Source organism: Streptomyces glaucus (assembly GCF_039533365.1).
GTDB lineage: Bacteria > Actinomycetota > Actinomycetes > Streptomycetales > Streptomycetaceae > Streptomyces > Streptomyces glaucus.
Genome location: NZ_BAAATK010000032.1, coordinates 1 through 14,798, shown reverse-complemented (window position 1 = coordinate 14,798; position 14,798 = coordinate 1). Strand labels below are relative to the sequence as shown.

Below are 14,798 nucleotides of genomic sequence, written 5' to 3'. Positions count from 1 at the left end.
CTCGGGCCGGCGGCGGAGGTGCGGGGCGGGATCCTCGCTCCGTGCGGCGCAACCGCGCCGGACACGACGAGAGCGACGCGGTCCGCACTGTCTGCGGACCGCGTCGCTCTCGTGGACGTGGGCGATACTGGGATCGAACCAGTGACCTCTTCGGTGTGAACGAAGCGCTCTCCCGCTGAGCTAATCGCCCGGGAACGCATTGAACAATACAGGTCTTCGCGGGCTTCCTTCAAACCGCTTGCCGGCCGTGCTCCAGGTGGCGTGCTAGCCCGCGCCGCCCGGCCCGCATCATCAGCCGGTGGTTGGCGCGAAACAGCGGGCGTCCCGGCACCGCGAACCGCCTGAGCAGCGGTTTGGTCACGTCGACGACCTGGTCGTAGCGGGCGAGGCTGCCGGTGCCGCGCGGGGTGACGGCCCAGCGCGCCGAGCCCTCGATGTCGCCGGACAGGGCGATCTCCAGGATCCCGGCCACCGGATCGCGTCGGATCCCGCGCGCGGTGAAGATCATGTCGTAGGGGAGGAAGGAGCGGATCCGGACGGTCCCGGTGGTGTCGTCGAGCCGGGTCACCTCGCGCACCTGGGGCCACCAGCGGGGGTAGTCCTCGGGTCGTTGCAGCACGTCGTAGACGGCGTCGGGCGGTGCGGGCAGGGACCACAGGCTGCGGAAGCGGTAGTGGGTCCAGTCCATGGACGGAGTGTGCCCGCGGGCGGGGACCGCATGCCGGTCCCCGCCGCCGTCCCGATCCGCACCGCACGCGCCCGCCGGGGCGCGTGCGGTGCGGCCGGCCGCCCGGCCGGACGTGGCTCCGCCGGGGGCCTCCCGTCCTCGCCGGGCTGCCGCTGTCCCCGCCCGGGGCGAGGCACGGGCGGGAGACAGCGGGGAAGCCGGACCGGTGGGCTACGACGGCATCCTGTCGCCGAGCAGCGCCAGGTTCTCGATGGCGGCGAGGCCGTACAGCGCGGTGTCGTTGGTGGACACCCAGGGGGCCTCGCTGCCGGGCACCAGCGCGACCGGACCGCTGATCTGCTCCGTCTTCCAGGGGGCGGACTCCCGGTAGCCGTCGGAGTTGTAGAACTTGTCCCACGCCCGCTCGGCGAGCTTCTCGTCGCCGGTCTGGACGGCGGCGTAGGCGTCGAGGCGCGAGTGGCCCTGGAAGAGGATCAGCGAGCCGAAGTTGCTGCCGTAGCGGGCCGCCTGCTCGGCCTTGGTGGCGTTGAAGTAGCGGCAGTAGTCGAGGTACGCCTCCTTGAACTCCGGCATGTCGACGAGGTCGATCAGTTCGGCGCACAGCTCGTTGAGGCCGAAGACCGCCGAGAGGTGGGAGACGGACACCGCCGGCTGGTCCGCGACGGCGAACCTGCCCGTGTCCAGGTCGTACAGGCCGCTGCCCTGCACGAAGCCGTTGGGCTGGGCGGCGATGGTCTCCATCGTCGACAGCACGCGCGCCCTGGCCTTCTCCCACTTGGGGCCCCGGCGCTCCCACTCGGTCAGCCACGCCGAGACCAGGCCGGACCAGTCCGTGCCGAAGCCGATGGACAGGGCGTGCGGGTCGGGCTGGTAGTCCGGGTCGGGGCGGACCTTGCGCTGCGGGTCGAGCACCAGGAACGTCTCGTCGGAGTCGACGTTGGCGTGCATGAGGTCGCCGACGCGTTCGTCGGCGGTGAGGAAGTAGTAGAAGCGGCGGTAGGTGGTGTTGGCGATGCGCTGCTGCTTGGCGCTGTCCGCGAAGTGCTGCACGCCGTGCCGGGTGCCGAGGCCGGCCCACTCGCCGATGTGGTAGACGTCGACCTCGCCGGTGTGCCGGGTCATCGCCTCGGCGAAGCGGAAGATGTCCGCGCGGCCGGAGCGCAGGTAGGCGTACCACAGCCACAGGTCCGGCGACAGCTCCGAGTTGTCCCAGGCGTAGCCGCCGACGTCGTAGCGCCACTGGTGCCGGGCCGTGTCGTAGGTGTGCATGATGTCGCCGTAGTCCCAGAAGCCGTACCAGCGGCGCTGCTCCACCTGGTCCTTGTAGTAGGTGAAGAGGAAGTCGAGGTGGTCCTCGATCCTCGCCTTGGCCGGGGTGGAGCGGTCGGGCTCGGCGAACAGGCCGGGGCCGAACACCTTGGCCTGGATGAGCTGCTTGGGCGGGGCGGCGAGCTGCGGGAGCACGCGCACGGCCCGGACCTGCTCGGCGAGCTGCTCCGCGCCGGGCGTGGACTCGTTGGCCCAGAAGAGGAGTTCGGAGGTGCGGGCGATGCCGTACGGGGTGCCGAAGCCGGGTTCGTAGTCCTCGTAGGTGATGTTGAGGCCCTCGAGCTGTTCGGCGTAGGTGTCCTGGCCCATGCCGTCGTGGTAGAAGCGCAGGTCCATGGGGAGCGCCTCGGGCGACCAGAGCCAGAGGGTGACCTCGGCCTCGTCGGTGTGGGCGCCGCGGATGTCGAGCTGGGCGGGGAACTTCTCCCAGAAGTCGCGCAGGCCGAAGGAGAATCCGCCGCTCGCGCCGCCGACGTAGCCGAAGCCGGAGGCGCGCCGGCCGCCGCCCGCGGGGATCCAGCCGTAGCCCTTCTCGGTGCGCTTGCGCACCGTGAAGCCGTCGGCGGACAGCTGGGAGAGGGTGTAGTCGCCCCACTCGGGGATGTACTGCAGGCGGATGGTGACCCGCTGGTCCCAGCTGGCCGGGTCGGGCAGCTTCCTGCCCTCGAACTGGGCCGCCTGGACGGCCGCCCCGGGGTCGCGGCGCAGGCCCGTGATGCCCTTGACGGCCTCGCGCAGCAGGCCGGTGCCCTCGCCGCCGATGCGGATGTGCCGGTCGTAGGACTCGTCCCGCATCGGCACGGTGAAGCGGACGCCGAGGCCGCGGATGAAGTCGCCGCTCGCCTTGCCGGGTTCCTGGGTGCCGTCGTAGGTGATGGTGTGCACCATGCGGAAGGAGTCGGCGCCCGCGTAGAAGTAGAGGCGCACGGAGAACGGCAGCCAGCTCCGGTCGCCCTTGCGGTGCTTGCCGTCGACGCGGACGACCGCGCGGACCGGGCCCTCCTGCTCGACCTTCACCTCCGAGATCGCGCCGTCGAAGCGCTCGGTCCTCACCGCCGTCTGGTCGCCGTCCTCGAACTCCGGCTGGCGCAGCAGCACCAGCCGTCCGTTCCTGGCGATCTCGGTGGAGCCGCGGGTGACCGACTTGACGAGGGTGGTGCCCGACTTGCCGATCCGCACGGTGATGACGCCGGTCGAGACGGTGACGGCGCCTCCGCCGCTGTCGACCGTGACCTTCTTCTCGGGCGCGGCCGGGGTCCCGGCGGTCAGGGTGAGCTTGCCGGCGCCCGAACCGACGGCGTGCGCGGTCCACTTCAGGGAGCCATCCGGCCAGTACGCGAGCGGCCAGGACTGCACGGGCACGGCCTTGCCGTCCGCGTCCGTCAGCGCGAACGTCTGGTCCTCCCGGTACGCGCCCTTGGGCCAGGGCACGCCGACGGTGGAGCCGGGGGCGGCGCCCAGGCCGCCCTCCTCCAGCCAGTCCAGGGTCACCGGGTCGGCGTCGGCGGTCCCGGCCGCGGGCGCGGCCTGGGCGTTCCGCGCTCCCAGCGCCCAGCTGAACTGGGCGGCGGCTCCGGCGGCGGCGGCCGCCTTGAGGAGGGATCTGCGGGGGATGGGGGACATGGGGGATCCAGCCTTTCCTCGTCCGTGCGGGAAGCGTTCCGTACCGAGATGGTCAGGGGCATGACAGGAAGAGGCGCGACGCCCGGAGGCGCCGGCCCCGTTTGCGGGGCGCCGGCCGTCAGCGGTGCCGGTACCGCTCCTCCACGGCGACGGCCGCCGCCGCGACGGCCCCCAGCACGGGGACCGCCAGCGGCGCCACGATCCAGGCGGAGCAGACCACCACGGCCAGCCCGCCGACGATCAGGAAGGAGCCGGCCGGGTCGAGCACGGTCCGCCGCCCGGCACCGGCGAGCAGCGACCGCCAGGAGGCGCCGGGCCGCCAGACGGCCGCCGCGCGCAGCACGGCGACGGCCGCGCCGATCAGGGCGGACAGTCCGACGGCGCCCACCAGCGGGCCGCCCGGCAGACCGGCCCGCACGGCCTGCACGTCCACCCACACGGCGGCCGCGGCGGCCCAGCCGGCCAGCCCGACGAGCCAGCCGCGGCGCGCGGCCGACCGGAAGTCGGCGGCGAACTCGCGCCAGCCGCCGCCCTCGTGGGCGGCGCGCCGCCGCAGGTGCCGGGCGCCGGCGGCGGCCGCGGCGGGCCAGGTGACCACGCCGAGGGAGGCCACCGCGATCCACACCCCGGTGAGCAGGCACTCGGCGAACAGGGCGAACCGCTCGGCGAGCAGCGACTCCCCCCGTCCGGTACGGTCCTCGACGCGTGTCCGCCTCATGGCCGGGTCACCTCAGCCCTTCAGACCGGAGGTCGCCATGCCGTCGATCAGGTAGCGCTGGAAGGCCAGGAAGAAGGCCAGGACCGGCAGCAGGGCGACCAGCGACATGGCGATCATGCCGCCGTAGTCGGCCACGGCATCCTGGTCCACGAACATCTTCAGGCCCAGCGAGACCGTGTACTTGTCGGGCTCGTTGAGGTAGATCAGCGGGCCCATGAAGTCGTTCCAGGCGTTGATGAAGGTGAAGATCGCGCTGGTGATCAGGGCGGGCCGGCTCAGCGGGAGCACGATCGACCAGTAGATGCGGAAGTGCCCGCAGCCGTCGAGGCGGGCCGCCTCGTCCAGCTCCCTGGGCAGGTTGCGCATGAACTGGACCATCAGGAACACGAAGAACGCTTCCGTGGCCAGGTACTTGCCGATCAGGAGCGGGGTGTAGGTGTTGATCATCTCCATGTTGCGGAACAGCACGTACTGAGGGATCAGCAGCACGTGGTACGGCAGCAGGAGGGTGCCGATCATCAACGTGAACAGCAGGTTCCGGCCCGCGAACCTGATCTTCGCGAAGGCGTAGGCCGTCAGCGAGCAGGACAACAGGATGCCGACCACCGAACCACCGGCCAGGAACAGCGAGTTCATGAAGAAGGTGGAGACCGGGACGTCCGCGATGCCCTCGGTCAGGCGCGTGTAGTTGTCGGTGATGGGATCGCCCGGGAAGAGGTCCAGGCTGCCGACGATGTCCTCGCTCCTCTTGAAGGAGCCGCCGACGACCCACAGCACCGGGTAGAGGATCACCGCGAGGAGGGCCAGCGCGCCGAGGTGCCAGGCGAGCGACCCGGGCAGCCGGCGGCGCAGGGCGCCGCCCCCCGCGGGCCGGGCCGCCGGGGGCGTCCCCCGATCGATCGGGGTCGAGAGACCGGGGGAGCTCATCGGGCGTCCTCCTCGTAGTGCACCCAGCGCTTCTGGGACCAGAACAGCACCGCGGTCACCAGCGCCACGGCGATCAGCAGCATCCACGCCATGGCGGAGGCCAGGCCCATCCGGCTGTTCTCGAAGCCCTGGACGTAGAGGTAGCAGGTGTAGACCATCGAGCCGTCCGCCGGACCGCAGGCGTTGCCTCCGGCGCCCCCGCCGACGATGTACGCCGAGCTGAAGATCTGGAAGGAGTGGATCGTCTCCAGCAGGACGTTGAAGAAGAGGACCGGGGAGATCATCGGCAGCGTGATGTTCCAGAACTGCCGCAGCTTGCCGGCCCCGTCCACGTCGGCCGCCTCGTACAGCTCGCGCGGCACCTGCTTGAGTCCCGCCAGGAAGATGACCATGGGGGCGCCGAACTGCCAGACGGTGAGCGCCACGAGGCTGTAGATGATCATGTCCGGGTCGCCGGCCCAGCCGCCGGCGTCGAACCCGAGGAACCGCTGCGCGCGGTCGACGGCCGCGTCGTCCGAGAAGATCGCCTTCCAGACGATGGCGATGGACACGCTCGCGCCGATCAGCGACGGCGCGTAGAACGCGGCCCGGTAGAAGGCCTGGCCGCGCCGCTTCTGGGCCAGCAGCAGCGCCACGCCGAGGGCGAGGATCAGCTTGATCGGCGTGCCGACCACGACGTACCACAGCGTCACCCGCACCGAGTGCCGCCAGCGCGGGTCGGCGAACATCTCGGAGAAGTTGTCCAGGCCGATCCACCGGGGGGCGTCGAACAGGTTGTAGTCGGTGAACGCGAAGTAGAGGGAGGCCGCCATCGGGCCCGCCGTCAGCAGCAGGAACCCGGCGATCCAGGGGGACATGAACAGGTAGCCGGCCAGGTTCTCCCGGCGGCCCCGCCGCTTCAGGGCGGCGGAGCCCGCGGAGTTCACCGGACCGTGCCGCGGCTCGGAGTCCTCGGTCAGGTCCTCCATCGCAGGGGCGTGTGTCACGGCGGTTCCCATCAGCTGCCGAGAGCCGTCTTCGACTCGGTGAAGAACTGCTTGACGGCGTCGTCCACGGACCGCTTGCCGAGGGCCAGTTCCTCCGCGATGCGCAGGAAGGCGGCCTCGCAGATGTCGGCGCCGGCCGGATGCGGGGTGATGGTCTCCAGGACGCCCGCCTCGACGAGGGACTCCTCGTAGGCGGCGATCGCCTGGTTGACCGGATCGGTGGGCCGGTACGCGTCGTACTGGGCCTGCGTCGCCGGCACGCCGCGGTCGTAGCCCATGATCTTGGCGACCTCGGGGTCGTGGACCATGAAGTCGATGAACTGGGCGACTTCCTCGGGGTGCTGGGTGCGCCTGGAGGCGCTGAGCATCAGGGAGCCGAGGTACTGGCCGGTCTTCTTGCCGTCCGTGGTCGGGATGGGCGCGAGGCCGTACTCGCTCTTGCCCTCGGAGGTGTAGCGGACGGTGAAGTTGTCCCAGGTGAACTCGCTGCCCGCGAGCTCGGCGGAGAGGGCCGACTTGGGCTTGATCTGGGCGACCTTCCTGGCGTCGGCGTACAGCCCGGCCCGCACGCCCTTCTCGGCCTTGGTCCACCAGTCCGTCAGGTCCGCCTCGGTGAAGCCGAGGCCCTTCTCGGTGAAGAACGCCTTGCCGTTCTGCCGGAGGTAGAGGTCGTAGAGGTACATGACGCCGTACATGCCGCTGTCGCCGGCGCGCCCGGTCCTGTCGCGGATCTTTTTCATCGCCTCGTCGAAGTCGTCCCACGTCCAGCCCATCTCGGGCTTCACGCCGGCCCTGGTGTAGACGGGCTTGTCGATGACCAGGGCCATCGAGTTGGAGCCGACGGGAACGCCGAGGAGCTTGCCGTCGATCTCGCCGAACTTCTCCAGGCCCGCCCGGAAGCCCTCCATGGAGAGATTGCCCGCCTTCACCTGCTCGCCGAGATCGAGCAGAACGTTCTTGGCGTCGTATTTGCGCAGGAATCCGATGGCGTTCTGGAAGACGTCCGGCGGATTCCCGCCGGAGGCCTGGGTGTTGAACTTCTTCCAGAAGTCGAGGTACGGCTGGAAGTCGGTTTTCACCTTGATCTTCGGGAACTTCTTCTCGAAGAGCGCGATGGTCCTGTTGATGCGCTCGGCCCGGTCCTGGGCGCCCCACCAGGCGTAACGGATCGTCACCGTCCCGTCTCCCGAGCCGCTGCCACCACCGCAGGCCGTGGCCGTCGCGCCCAGTCCGGCGACGGCCAGCGAGGCCCCGGCCGCTTTGAGGACTGTCCGCCTCTCAACATTCCTGCCCTGCTGCATGTGAGCCTCCCCGCGACGTTGCGTTCGCCCCATGAATCGTTTCAAGTAAGCGCTTGCTGGCACAAGTTACGTAGGCCCTACGGGGACGTCAATGATTCGGACAGGAATTCATGGGCGGCGCGGCCGGGCAGCGGAGGCCGGCCGTCCGCTCCGACTCGGCCGCCCGGGCGGGAGTGCGCAGGTAGGAACGCCGTGATCGACCGGCCGAACACCGGTGGACACTGCGGGACGCGCGCCGGGGAAGGTCACGGTTGGATGAAGACGGGCGGGAAGTGGCGGGCTCCGCCGGCCCGGACGGCACAGGCCCCGCGGCGCGCGCCCGGCCCGCACCGCGGCCCCGTCCGGTCACCCGCCGGGACGGCGGCGCCGGCCCGCTCTCCGAACGACGGCGGCCCGCCTGCGCAGTCGCAGGCGGGCCGCCGGTCCGGGTGGGCGATACTGGGTTCGAACCAGTGACCTCTTCGGTGTGAACGAAGCGCTCTCCCACTGAGCTAATCGCCCGGGCTCAGGAAGAACATTACCCCATGTCAGGGGGTGCCCGTGACCGGCGCCGGCCGGGCGCGCACCCCGCCGCGGGTCACTGGTCCTCGATCTTCCAGGGCATGACGATGCCGAACTTCCAGACGTAGACGCCGCCGATGACGGCGATGATCACCAGGCCGATCGTCGTCAGGATGATGTTGCGGCGGCGCACCCGGGGATCGAGGGCGCGCTGTGCCGCCTCGGTGACCTTGCGCTTGGTCCAGCGCAGGACGATCTGGGCCCAGACGAACTCGGTCGCCCAGATCGCCATGCCGCCGAAGATCACGACCCAGCCCGGTCCGGGCAGCGGCAGCATGACGATGCCCGCGCCCACGACCGCGAGCCCGACGACGAACACGCCGACCTGCCAGCTCAGGTGCAGCACGCGGCGGGCCTTGATGAATTCCGGCGCCCTGGAGCCGAGCCCCTGCTCGCTGTGCGCCCCGTCCGTCCTGGTCTCGTCGGATGCCACGGCTACCTCGCCCGGCTCGTCACTCCCCGTATTCATACGGCCAAACCCTACCCGAGGCAGACGAGCCGCCGGAATGACCGCACCCCGACAACGATCCCTCGGCCGGAAGAGTTACGTAAAGGCACCCAAAACACTCAGAGGGGTTTACAACGGCACTGTAGGTGGCATGTCGATTTCGCCGACGTGCGAATCCCCGAGCGCACACTGAGCGAAAGGCCCTGGCGCTTATGAACACCACGGTCAGCTGCGAGCTGCACCTGCGCCTCGTTGTGTCGAGCGAGTCCTCCCTGCCTGTCCCCGCAGGCCTGCGGTACGACACGGCCGACCCCTACGCCGTGCACGCCACCTTCCACACCGGAGCCGAGGAGACCGTCGAGTGGGTGTTCGCCCGCGACCTCCTCGCCGAGGGGCTGCATCGCCCCACGGGCACCGGCGACGTCCGCGTCTGGCCGTCGCGCAGCCACGGCCAGGGCGTCGTGTGCATCGCCCTGAGCTCCCCGGAGGGAGAGGCCCTGCTCGAAGCCCCGGCACGGGCCCTGGAGTCCTTCCTGAAGCGGACCGACGCCGCCGTGCCTCCCGGCACGGAGCACCGGCACTTCGATCTGGACCAGGAGCTCTCGCACATCCTGGCGGAAAGTTAGGCCGCAGCTCCTCGCGAAGCCGCCCGGCGCCGTCGACTCGGGGTGACGGTCCGGGCCGGGACAACCGCATACGGCACACACCGGCGCCGTCGCCGCGGGCCTCCGCGGGGCGGTGCCGGACGCCTGCGCGCGAACGGGAACCCCGGCGCCGCCGGTGCCGTTGTACCGGCAGTCACGGGCCGAAGCGGTAACGCCGCATGCGGGAGCCACTACCATCGGCCAGCATCGGCGGGCGCCCGCCCGACCCCCCAGGCCAGGGAGCGAATCGTGCTGATCACCCACGACACCCGGTGCGCCCTCGACACCGTGGTCGATCTGGTGAACACCGCACCGGAGGACGACACGACGCCGGACGGGCTGCCGGACGTGACGGCCCTGGAGAAATTCGTACGCACGCACGAAATCAGCGATGTCGGGGTGCTCTCCGAGTCCGACCTCTCGGCGGTGCGCGCGGTGCGCGGGCGGTTCGCCGCGGTCTTCGCGGCCCCGGACACGCGGACCGCCGCCGGGCTGATCAACGAACTGGTGGCCGCCGCGGGCACCACGCCCCGGCTCACGGACCACGACGGCTACGACTGGCACGTGCACTACTTCGCGCCCGGCGCGTCCGTCGCCGATCATCTGGCCGCCGACTGCGGAATGGCCCTGGCGTTCTTCGTGGTCGCCGGAGAGCGGGAACGGCTGCGGCGCTGCGAGGCCCCCGACTGCCGGCGCGCCTTCGTCGACCTCTCCCGCAACCGGTCGCGGCGCTACTGCGACAGCCGTACGTGCGGCAACCGTCTGCACGTGGCCGCGTACCGGGCGCGCCGCAAGGAGGCGGCGGGCTGACCCGCCCCGGCGTTCGCGGACACCGGTGGCCGCGCTCCCCCGCCGGTCCGCGGACCGGACGCCCGTGTCCGCGCGGTCCCCGGCGGATGGCGCCGGGGAGCGCGGGTACGGCTCACAGCAGCAGCAGATCGTGCAACGCGGCCATGAGCAGCAGACACCCGATCACCGCAAGGAAGATCATCAGCGGTGGCTGGGAAAGGGCGAAGAGGCAACCGCGCGGCTCGTCCGGCTCTTCCTGCGGTTCTTCCCGTGTCGGCGCGGTGTCGCTCTGTGTCGTGTCCAGCATCTCGCGGCGATGATGGCGCAGCCGGCGCACCCGACGCGATCAATACACCCCTGACGAGCGGTACTTCGCTGTTTTCCGTGTTGTCCTTTTCGGGTTGTGATCGTTTCCGCGCGCCCAGGGATCACTGCGTCGTCCCGGTCCGCCGGGGCGGAACCGCGAGGGCCCCTCGACGTCGCGCTTCCTCATATGCCGTGCTTCTTCAGGATGGCCTCGATGTCGCTGAAGTCGTCCTCGGCGGCGCGGGACGCGCCCGCGGGCCCGGCCGTCGGCCGGGAGCCGGATCCCAGGGAGGGCGCCGAGGCCGCCGGGCCCACCGCGTCGCCCCGGGCGTCCGCCCGGGCCGCCCTGCGCTCCCTGCGGGTGCCGCCGCGGCGGCGCTCCACGGCGCGGGTCGTGGCGAACAGCAGCCAGGCGGCGCCGAGCAGCCCGAAGCCCGCCCAGGCGGTGGGGCTGAAGGCGGTGCCGGCCAGCCAGTCGACGACGCCGGTCAGCACCAGGCCGAGCGGGACCAGCGCGTAGGCGGCGATGCGGGCCGCGGTCAGGAAGCGCCGGCGGTACGCGGTGACCGCCGCGATGCCCAGGCCGGCCGCGGACACGGCGGAGCAGACGGTCTCGGCAATCATCCGGTCCTCCAGGCGGGGCGCGCTCGGGCAGGGGACGCTTCGTCCCTCTCCATCCTGCACCGCCCCGGGTCCGCCCGGCCATGCCCCGGCCGGACATCAGGGACATCTCCGGGCCGGCTCCTCCGCGGGTACCGGTGCCCGCCGTGCGACCGCGCCGGGCGGGGTCCCGTTTGGGCCGCCGGCGCCGGGACTGGGAGACTGGGCGCATGAGCGACTCCTCCCCCGCCCGTCCCGCCGTCCCCGTTCTCGACGTGTGGTGCGAACTGCAGTGCCCGGACTGCCGCACCGCCCTGGACGACCTCCGTGCCCTGCGGGCCCGCTACGGCGACCGGCTGGAGCTGCGGCTGCGGCACTTCCCGCTGGAGAAGCACAAGCACGCCTTCGCCGCCGCGCAGGCCGCCGAGGAGGCCCTGGAGCAGGGCCGGGGCTGGGAGTACGTCGAGGCCGTACTGGGCCGGGTCGAGGAGCTGGACCGCAAGGGGGAGCCCTTCCTGGTCGAGGTGGCCCGGGAACTCGGCCTGGACGCCGAGGAGGTCGACACCGCGCTGATCGACGGCCGGCACATCCTGGTCGTCGACGCCGACCAGGCCGAGGGCAGGGCGATCGGGGTGACCGGCACCCCGACGTACGTCATCGGCGGCGAGCGCCTCGACGGCGGCAGGAGCCAGGAGGGCCTGCGCGAGCGCGTCGAGGAGATCGCGGACCGGCTGCTGGCCGGGCCGACCGGCTGACCCCGGGCCGCTACAGCAGCGGCTTGTACAGGCTGTACTGCGTCGTTCCGTAGCCGAGCGACTCGTAGAGCCGCTCGGCGGGGGTGTTTCCCGCGAAGACGTTGAGGCCGATGGTCCGCCTGCCCGCGGTGATCGCCTGGGCCTCGGCCAGCAGCATGAGCGAGCGCCCGTGCCCCCGGCCGCGGTGGGCGGCGCCGGTCTCGACGTCGAAGACGAAGGCGTTCTCCTCGCGCACCGCCAGCCACAGCGTGCCCACCGGTGTGCCCGCGTGCTCCAGGACGCTGAAGAGCATGCCCGGTGTGGCCCGGCCGCCGGGCAGCAGGGTGGCGTGGTCCCGCTCCGCCTTGGCGCGGGCCTCGGCCTCGGGCACGCCGCGGTCGCTCCAGTCGCGGGCGTAGTCCTCCTTGCCGCGCGCCAGCCAGGGGCCGAACTCCGCGTCCGTCATGGGCCGCGCCCGGCTGCCCGCGGGCAGGGCGGGCGGGGCGTCGCCGAGCGGCTTCTCCATGCCGCGGTTGCGCACGACGTAGCCGAGCGCCGTGGCGAGGCGCAGGGCCGGCCCGGCGTCGGCGGGGACCGTCGCCTCGATGCGCCGGCAGCCCCAGCCGCGCGCCACCTCCTCCGCGGCCAGCGCGGCCACCGTGCCCCGGCCCCGCCGCCGGTCCGGCTCCTCGATCCGCAGATCCAGGATCCGGGCCACGGCGTCGCCGAAGACGGGATGCGTGCCGAGGTGCACGGCGCCGACGGGACGGCTGTTCACGCACACCTGGTAACGGCGTGAGCGCGTCCCGTCGGCGTGCTGCTGAAGCGGCTCGGTCGGCCGCAGGGTCGTGGTCATCAGGAGTGTTCTACCCGCTGCCGCGCCCCGGGTCAGCCGGATGTCCCCGCCTCCCGCGGATCGGGCCGCTCACGGATCGAGGTCGCCCGCCGCCCGCTCCTCGAAGATCCGCATCGCCTTGGCGGTCACCGGGCCGGGTGCGTCCGGCAGGTCGCGGTCGTCGACCCGGTGCACGGCCTGGACGTCCCGCAGCGTGGACGTCAGGAAGACCTCGTCGGCCTCCCGCAGGACGTCCAGCGGGAGGTCCGTCTCCCGGGCGCCGGTCCACTCGACGGTCAGGGCCCGGGTGACGCCCGCGAGACAGCCGGAGGCCAGGGGCGGGGTGTGGATCTCGCCGTCGAGGACGACGAAGACGTTCGACCCGGTGCCCTCGCACAGCTGCCCCACCGTGTTGCCGAACAGCGCCTCGGAGGCACCCTGCCGGTGGGCCCGGGCGAGCGCGACGACGTTCTCCGCGTAGGAGGTGGTCTTCAGGCCGGTGAGCGCGCCGCGTTCGTTGCGGGTCCAGGGGACCGTGACGACGGCCGTGGTGTCGGGGCGGCGGGTGGTCTCGCCGAGGGCGACCAGGAGGGTCGGGCCGTGGTCGCCGCGGTCGGAGCCGAGCGGGCCCTGGCCGCCGGTGTAGGTGATGCGCAGCCGGCCGAGCGGCATCGGGTTGGCCTCCAGGACGGCGGCGCAGGCCCGGCGGATCTCGTCGAGATCGGGGTCGGGCAGGCCGAGGCCGCGCGCCGAACGGGTCAGCCGGTCGAGGTGGCGGGTGAGCGCGAACGGCCTGCCGTCCACCGCCTTCACCGTCTCGAAGATGCCGTCGCCCACGGTCAGTCCGTGGTCGAAGGCGGAGACGCGGGCGGACTCGATGTCCCGCAGCCCGCCGTCGAGCCAAAGCTTCACTGCTCTCTACCTCGCAACTCCGTGCCGGGTGCGCCACACCGGCCGGGGGTCCGGCCGGCGGCGGAGCCACCGTGCGCCGCGGCGTCCTCCGGAGCGCACGGCGCGCGGAGGAGCACGGCACCTCAGGGGGTCCCTTCACTCACCTCGTATGTTCCCGACGCTACCGCGAGCAGCCGCGACGCCTTCAGCTCGGTCTCCCGCCACTCCCCCTCGGGGTCGGATCCCCAGGTGATGCCGGCGCCGGTGCCGAAGCGCAGCGCGCCCTCCGCGCGGTCGATCCAGAAGGTGCGGATGCCGACGGCCAGCTCGCCGGTCCGCCGGTCGGCGTCGACCCAGCCGATGCCCCCGCAGTACGGCCCCCGGGGCGCCGTCTCCAGGGCCGCGATGATCCCGAGGGCACTCGACTTGGGCGCACCGGTGACCGAGCCGGGCGGGAAGGCGGCGGCGAGCAGCTCCGGCCAGCCGGCGCCGGCCCGCAGCTCCCCGCGGACCGTGGACACCAGGTGTACGAGGCCCGGGTGCTTCTCCACGACGCACAGGTCGGGCACGGTCACGCTGCCGGTGGCGCAGACCCGCCCGATGTCGTTGCGGACCAGGTCCACGATCATCACGTTCTCGGCGTAGTCCTTCTCCAGCAGGTCCGCCTCGGTACGCCCGGTGCCCTTGATCGGCCCCGACTCCACGGCCCGCCCGGCGCGCCGCAGGAACAGCTCCGGCGACGCGGTCGCCGTCTCCACTCCGTGCCGGGGCAGGCGAATCGTTCCTGCATACGGCGCGGGGTTGCCGCGCGCCAGCAGGGCGGTCAGGGCGTCCACGTCGGCGCCGGGCGGGAGGGGCGCGGAGAGCACCCGGCAGAGGTTCGCCTGGTAGACCTCGCCGGCCGCGATGTGCTCGCGGATGCGCCGCACGGCCGCCGTGTACGCGGCGCGGTCGAGCGAGGACGTCCAGTCGCCGACGCCCGGCCCCCGCCACCGGCCCGGCACGGGCGCGGGCACCGGCTCCTGGCGCACGTCCCGGAAGCGCGCGCAGGTCAGGCCGCCCTCGAAGTCCGCGCACACGGCCCAGAAACCACTGGAGTCCAGGGCCTCGGGATCGCTCGTGACATCGAGGAGACCGGTGGCGACGCGGTCGCCGAAGCGGGCGAGAGGAGGCAGGTCGGACACGCGGTCGAGTCTAGGACCGGCGCCTGCGGGACGACCCGCGCGCGTCCCCTCCGGGGCCCCGGTCGCCTCCGTGACCAGGCGCAGGGCGGCACGCTGCGCAAACGCGTTTTTGTACTGGCCCCGGAATCCGCTAGAGTTCAACACGTCGCCGGGACGCGGGAGCGGACCGGAAACGACAAGCGGACGTAGCTCAGTTGGTAGAGCGCAACCTTGCCAAGGTTGAGGTCGCGAGTT

The 14,798-nt window shown here is 72.1% G+C and carries 15 protein-coding genes and 2 tRNA genes; 3 read left to right on the top strand and 14 right to left on the bottom strand.

Annotated features, from left to right (window positions below):
* Positions 1 to 118: 118 nt before the first annotated feature.
* The 9 genes from ABD363_RS22120 to ABD363_RS22080 all read right to left on the bottom strand — a co-directional run bounded on the left by ABD363_RS22120 (position 119) and on the right by ABD363_RS22080 (position 8,602).
* Positions 119 to 190 (bottom strand) — tRNA-Val (locus ABD363_RS22120).
* A 39-nt stretch (positions 191 to 229) separates the two neighbouring features.
* A complete protein-coding gene (locus ABD363_RS22115; protein WP_344606280.1) occupies positions 230 to 688 on the bottom strand; it encodes an SRPBCC family protein in 459 nt (152 codons plus the stop codon).
* Between the two features lie 210 nt (positions 689 to 898).
* Positions 899 to 3,640: an exo-rhamnogalacturonan lyase family protein gene (locus ABD363_RS22110; protein ID WP_344606278.1), complete on the bottom strand. Its 2,742-nt coding sequence runs from the start codon at positions 3,638 to 3,640 to the stop codon at positions 899 to 901.
* A 118-nt stretch (positions 3,641 to 3,758) separates the two neighbouring features.
* Positions 3,759 to 4,358, bottom strand: a complete 600-nt coding sequence (locus ABD363_RS22105; protein ID WP_344606276.1) for a hypothetical protein — start codon at positions 4,356 to 4,358, stop codon at positions 3,759 to 3,761.
* 12 nt (positions 4,359 to 4,370) lie between these two features.
* Positions 4,371 to 5,285, bottom strand: coding sequence for a carbohydrate ABC transporter permease (locus ABD363_RS22100; protein ID WP_344606274.1), 915 nt, complete (start codon positions 5,283 to 5,285; stop codon positions 4,371 to 4,373).
* The gene (locus ABD363_RS22095; RefSeq protein ID WP_344606272.1) at positions 5,282 to 6,283 is read right to left on the bottom strand and encodes a carbohydrate ABC transporter permease; all 1,002 of its coding nucleotides are present in this window, start codon (positions 6,281 to 6,283) and stop codon (positions 5,282 to 5,284) included. Before ABD363_RS22095 ends, ABD363_RS22100 begins: the two co-directional genes overlap by 4 nt.
* Entirely contained in the window at positions 6,283 to 7,572 is a 1,290-nt protein-coding gene (locus tag ABD363_RS22090; protein WP_344606270.1) for an ABC transporter substrate-binding protein, read from the bottom strand. The genes ABD363_RS22095 and ABD363_RS22090 overlap by 1 nt, the downstream gene beginning before the upstream one ends.
* 429 nt (positions 7,573 to 8,001) lie before the next feature.
* A tRNA-Val gene (locus ABD363_RS22085) sits at positions 8,002 to 8,073 on the bottom strand.
* A 76-nt stretch (positions 8,074 to 8,149) separates the two neighbouring features.
* Positions 8,150 to 8,602, bottom strand: a complete 453-nt coding sequence (locus ABD363_RS22080) for a TIGR02611 family protein (RefSeq protein WP_344606268.1) — start codon at positions 8,600 to 8,602, stop codon at positions 8,150 to 8,152.
* 191 nt (positions 8,603 to 8,793) lie between these two features.
* Here ABD363_RS22080 and ABD363_RS22075 point away from each other — a divergent pair, with 191 nt between their 5' ends.
* Complete coding sequence (locus ABD363_RS22075; protein WP_004002642.1) at positions 8,794 to 9,207, top strand: SsgA family sporulation/cell division regulator; 414 nt, start codon at positions 8,794 to 8,796, stop codon at positions 9,205 to 9,207.
* 267 nt (positions 9,208 to 9,474) lie between these two features.
* Positions 9,475 to 10,035: a CGNR zinc finger domain-containing protein gene (locus ABD363_RS22070; RefSeq protein ID WP_344606266.1), complete on the top strand. Its 561-nt coding sequence runs from the start codon at positions 9,475 to 9,477 to the stop codon at positions 10,033 to 10,035.
* Between the two features lie 112 nt (positions 10,036 to 10,147).
* Here ABD363_RS22070 and ABD363_RS22065 read toward each other — a convergent pair whose 3' ends face one another.
* The gene (locus ABD363_RS22065) at positions 10,148 to 10,321 is read right to left on the bottom strand and encodes a hypothetical protein (protein ID WP_344606264.1); all 174 of its coding nucleotides are present in this window, start codon (positions 10,319 to 10,321) and stop codon (positions 10,148 to 10,150) included.
* A 182-nt stretch (positions 10,322 to 10,503) separates the two neighbouring features.
* Complete coding sequence (locus ABD363_RS22060) at positions 10,504 to 10,944, bottom strand: hypothetical protein (RefSeq protein ID WP_344606262.1); 441 nt, start codon at positions 10,942 to 10,944, stop codon at positions 10,504 to 10,506.
* 206 nt (positions 10,945 to 11,150) lie between these two features.
* On the opposite strand from ABD363_RS22060, the gene ABD363_RS22055 reads away from it, so the two are divergent.
* On the top strand, positions 11,151 to 11,675 hold the full coding sequence (locus tag ABD363_RS22055; protein ID WP_344606260.1) for a DsbA family protein: 525 nt from the start codon (positions 11,151 to 11,153) through the stop codon (positions 11,673 to 11,675).
* A 10-nt stretch (positions 11,676 to 11,685) separates the two neighbouring features.
* Here the strand turns inward: ABD363_RS22055 and ABD363_RS22050 are convergent, their stop codons facing one another.
* The 3 genes from ABD363_RS22050 to ABD363_RS22040 form a co-directional block, all read right to left on the bottom strand.
* Positions 11,686 to 12,510, bottom strand: coding sequence for a GNAT family N-acetyltransferase (locus tag ABD363_RS22050; protein WP_344606258.1), 825 nt, complete (start codon positions 12,508 to 12,510; stop codon positions 11,686 to 11,688).
* Between the two features lie 69 nt (positions 12,511 to 12,579).
* The gene (locus ABD363_RS22045; RefSeq protein WP_344606256.1) at positions 12,580 to 13,401 is read right to left on the bottom strand and encodes an aminotransferase class IV; all 822 of its coding nucleotides are present in this window, start codon (positions 13,399 to 13,401) and stop codon (positions 12,580 to 12,582) included.
* 122 nt (positions 13,402 to 13,523) lie between these two features.
* Positions 13,524 to 14,564: a chorismate-binding protein gene (locus ABD363_RS22040; protein WP_344606254.1), complete on the bottom strand. Its 1,041-nt coding sequence runs from the start codon at positions 14,562 to 14,564 to the stop codon at positions 13,524 to 13,526.
* Positions 14,565 to 14,798: the final 234 nt, after the last annotated feature.

Coding starts and splice junctions, on each gene's coding strand:
- ABD363_RS22115 (WP_344606280.1), bottom strand. CDS start 688: ATGGACTGGACCCACTACCGCTTCCGCAGCCTGTGGTCCCTGCCCGCA.
- ABD363_RS22110 (WP_344606278.1), bottom strand. CDS start 3,640: ATGTCCCCCATCCCCCGCAGATCCCTCCTCAAGGCGGCCGCCGCCGCC.
- ABD363_RS22105 (WP_344606276.1), bottom strand. CDS start 4,358: ATGAGGCGGACACGCGTCGAGGACCGTACCGGACGGGGGGAGTCGCTG.
- ABD363_RS22100 (WP_344606274.1), bottom strand. CDS start 5,285: ATGAGCTCCCCCGGTCTCTCGACCCCGATCGATCGGGGGACGCCCCCG.
- ABD363_RS22095 (WP_344606272.1), bottom strand. CDS start 6,283: ATGGGAACCGCCGTGACACACGCCCCTGCGATGGAGGACCTGACCGAG.
- ABD363_RS22090 (WP_344606270.1), bottom strand. CDS start 7,572: ATGCAGCAGGGCAGGAATGTTGAGAGGCGGACAGTCCTCAAAGCGGCC.
- ABD363_RS22080 (WP_344606268.1), bottom strand. CDS start 8,602: ATGAATACGGGGAGTGACGAGCCGGGCGAGGTAGCCGTGGCATCCGAC.
- ABD363_RS22075 (WP_004002642.1), top strand. CDS start 8,794: ATGAACACCACGGTCAGCTGCGAGCTGCACCTGCGCCTCGTTGTGTCG.
- ABD363_RS22065 (WP_344606264.1), bottom strand. CDS start 10,321: ATGCTGGACACGACACAGAGCGACACCGCGCCGACACGGGAAGAACCG.
- ABD363_RS22060 (WP_344606262.1), bottom strand. CDS start 10,944: ATGATTGCCGAGACCGTCTGCTCCGCCGTGTCCGCGGCCGGCCTGGGC.
- ABD363_RS22055 (WP_344606260.1), top strand. CDS start 11,151: ATGAGCGACTCCTCCCCCGCCCGTCCCGCCGTCCCCGTTCTCGACGTG.
- ABD363_RS22050 (WP_344606258.1), bottom strand. CDS start 12,510: ATGACCACGACCCTGCGGCCGACCGAGCCGCTTCAGCAGCACGCCGAC.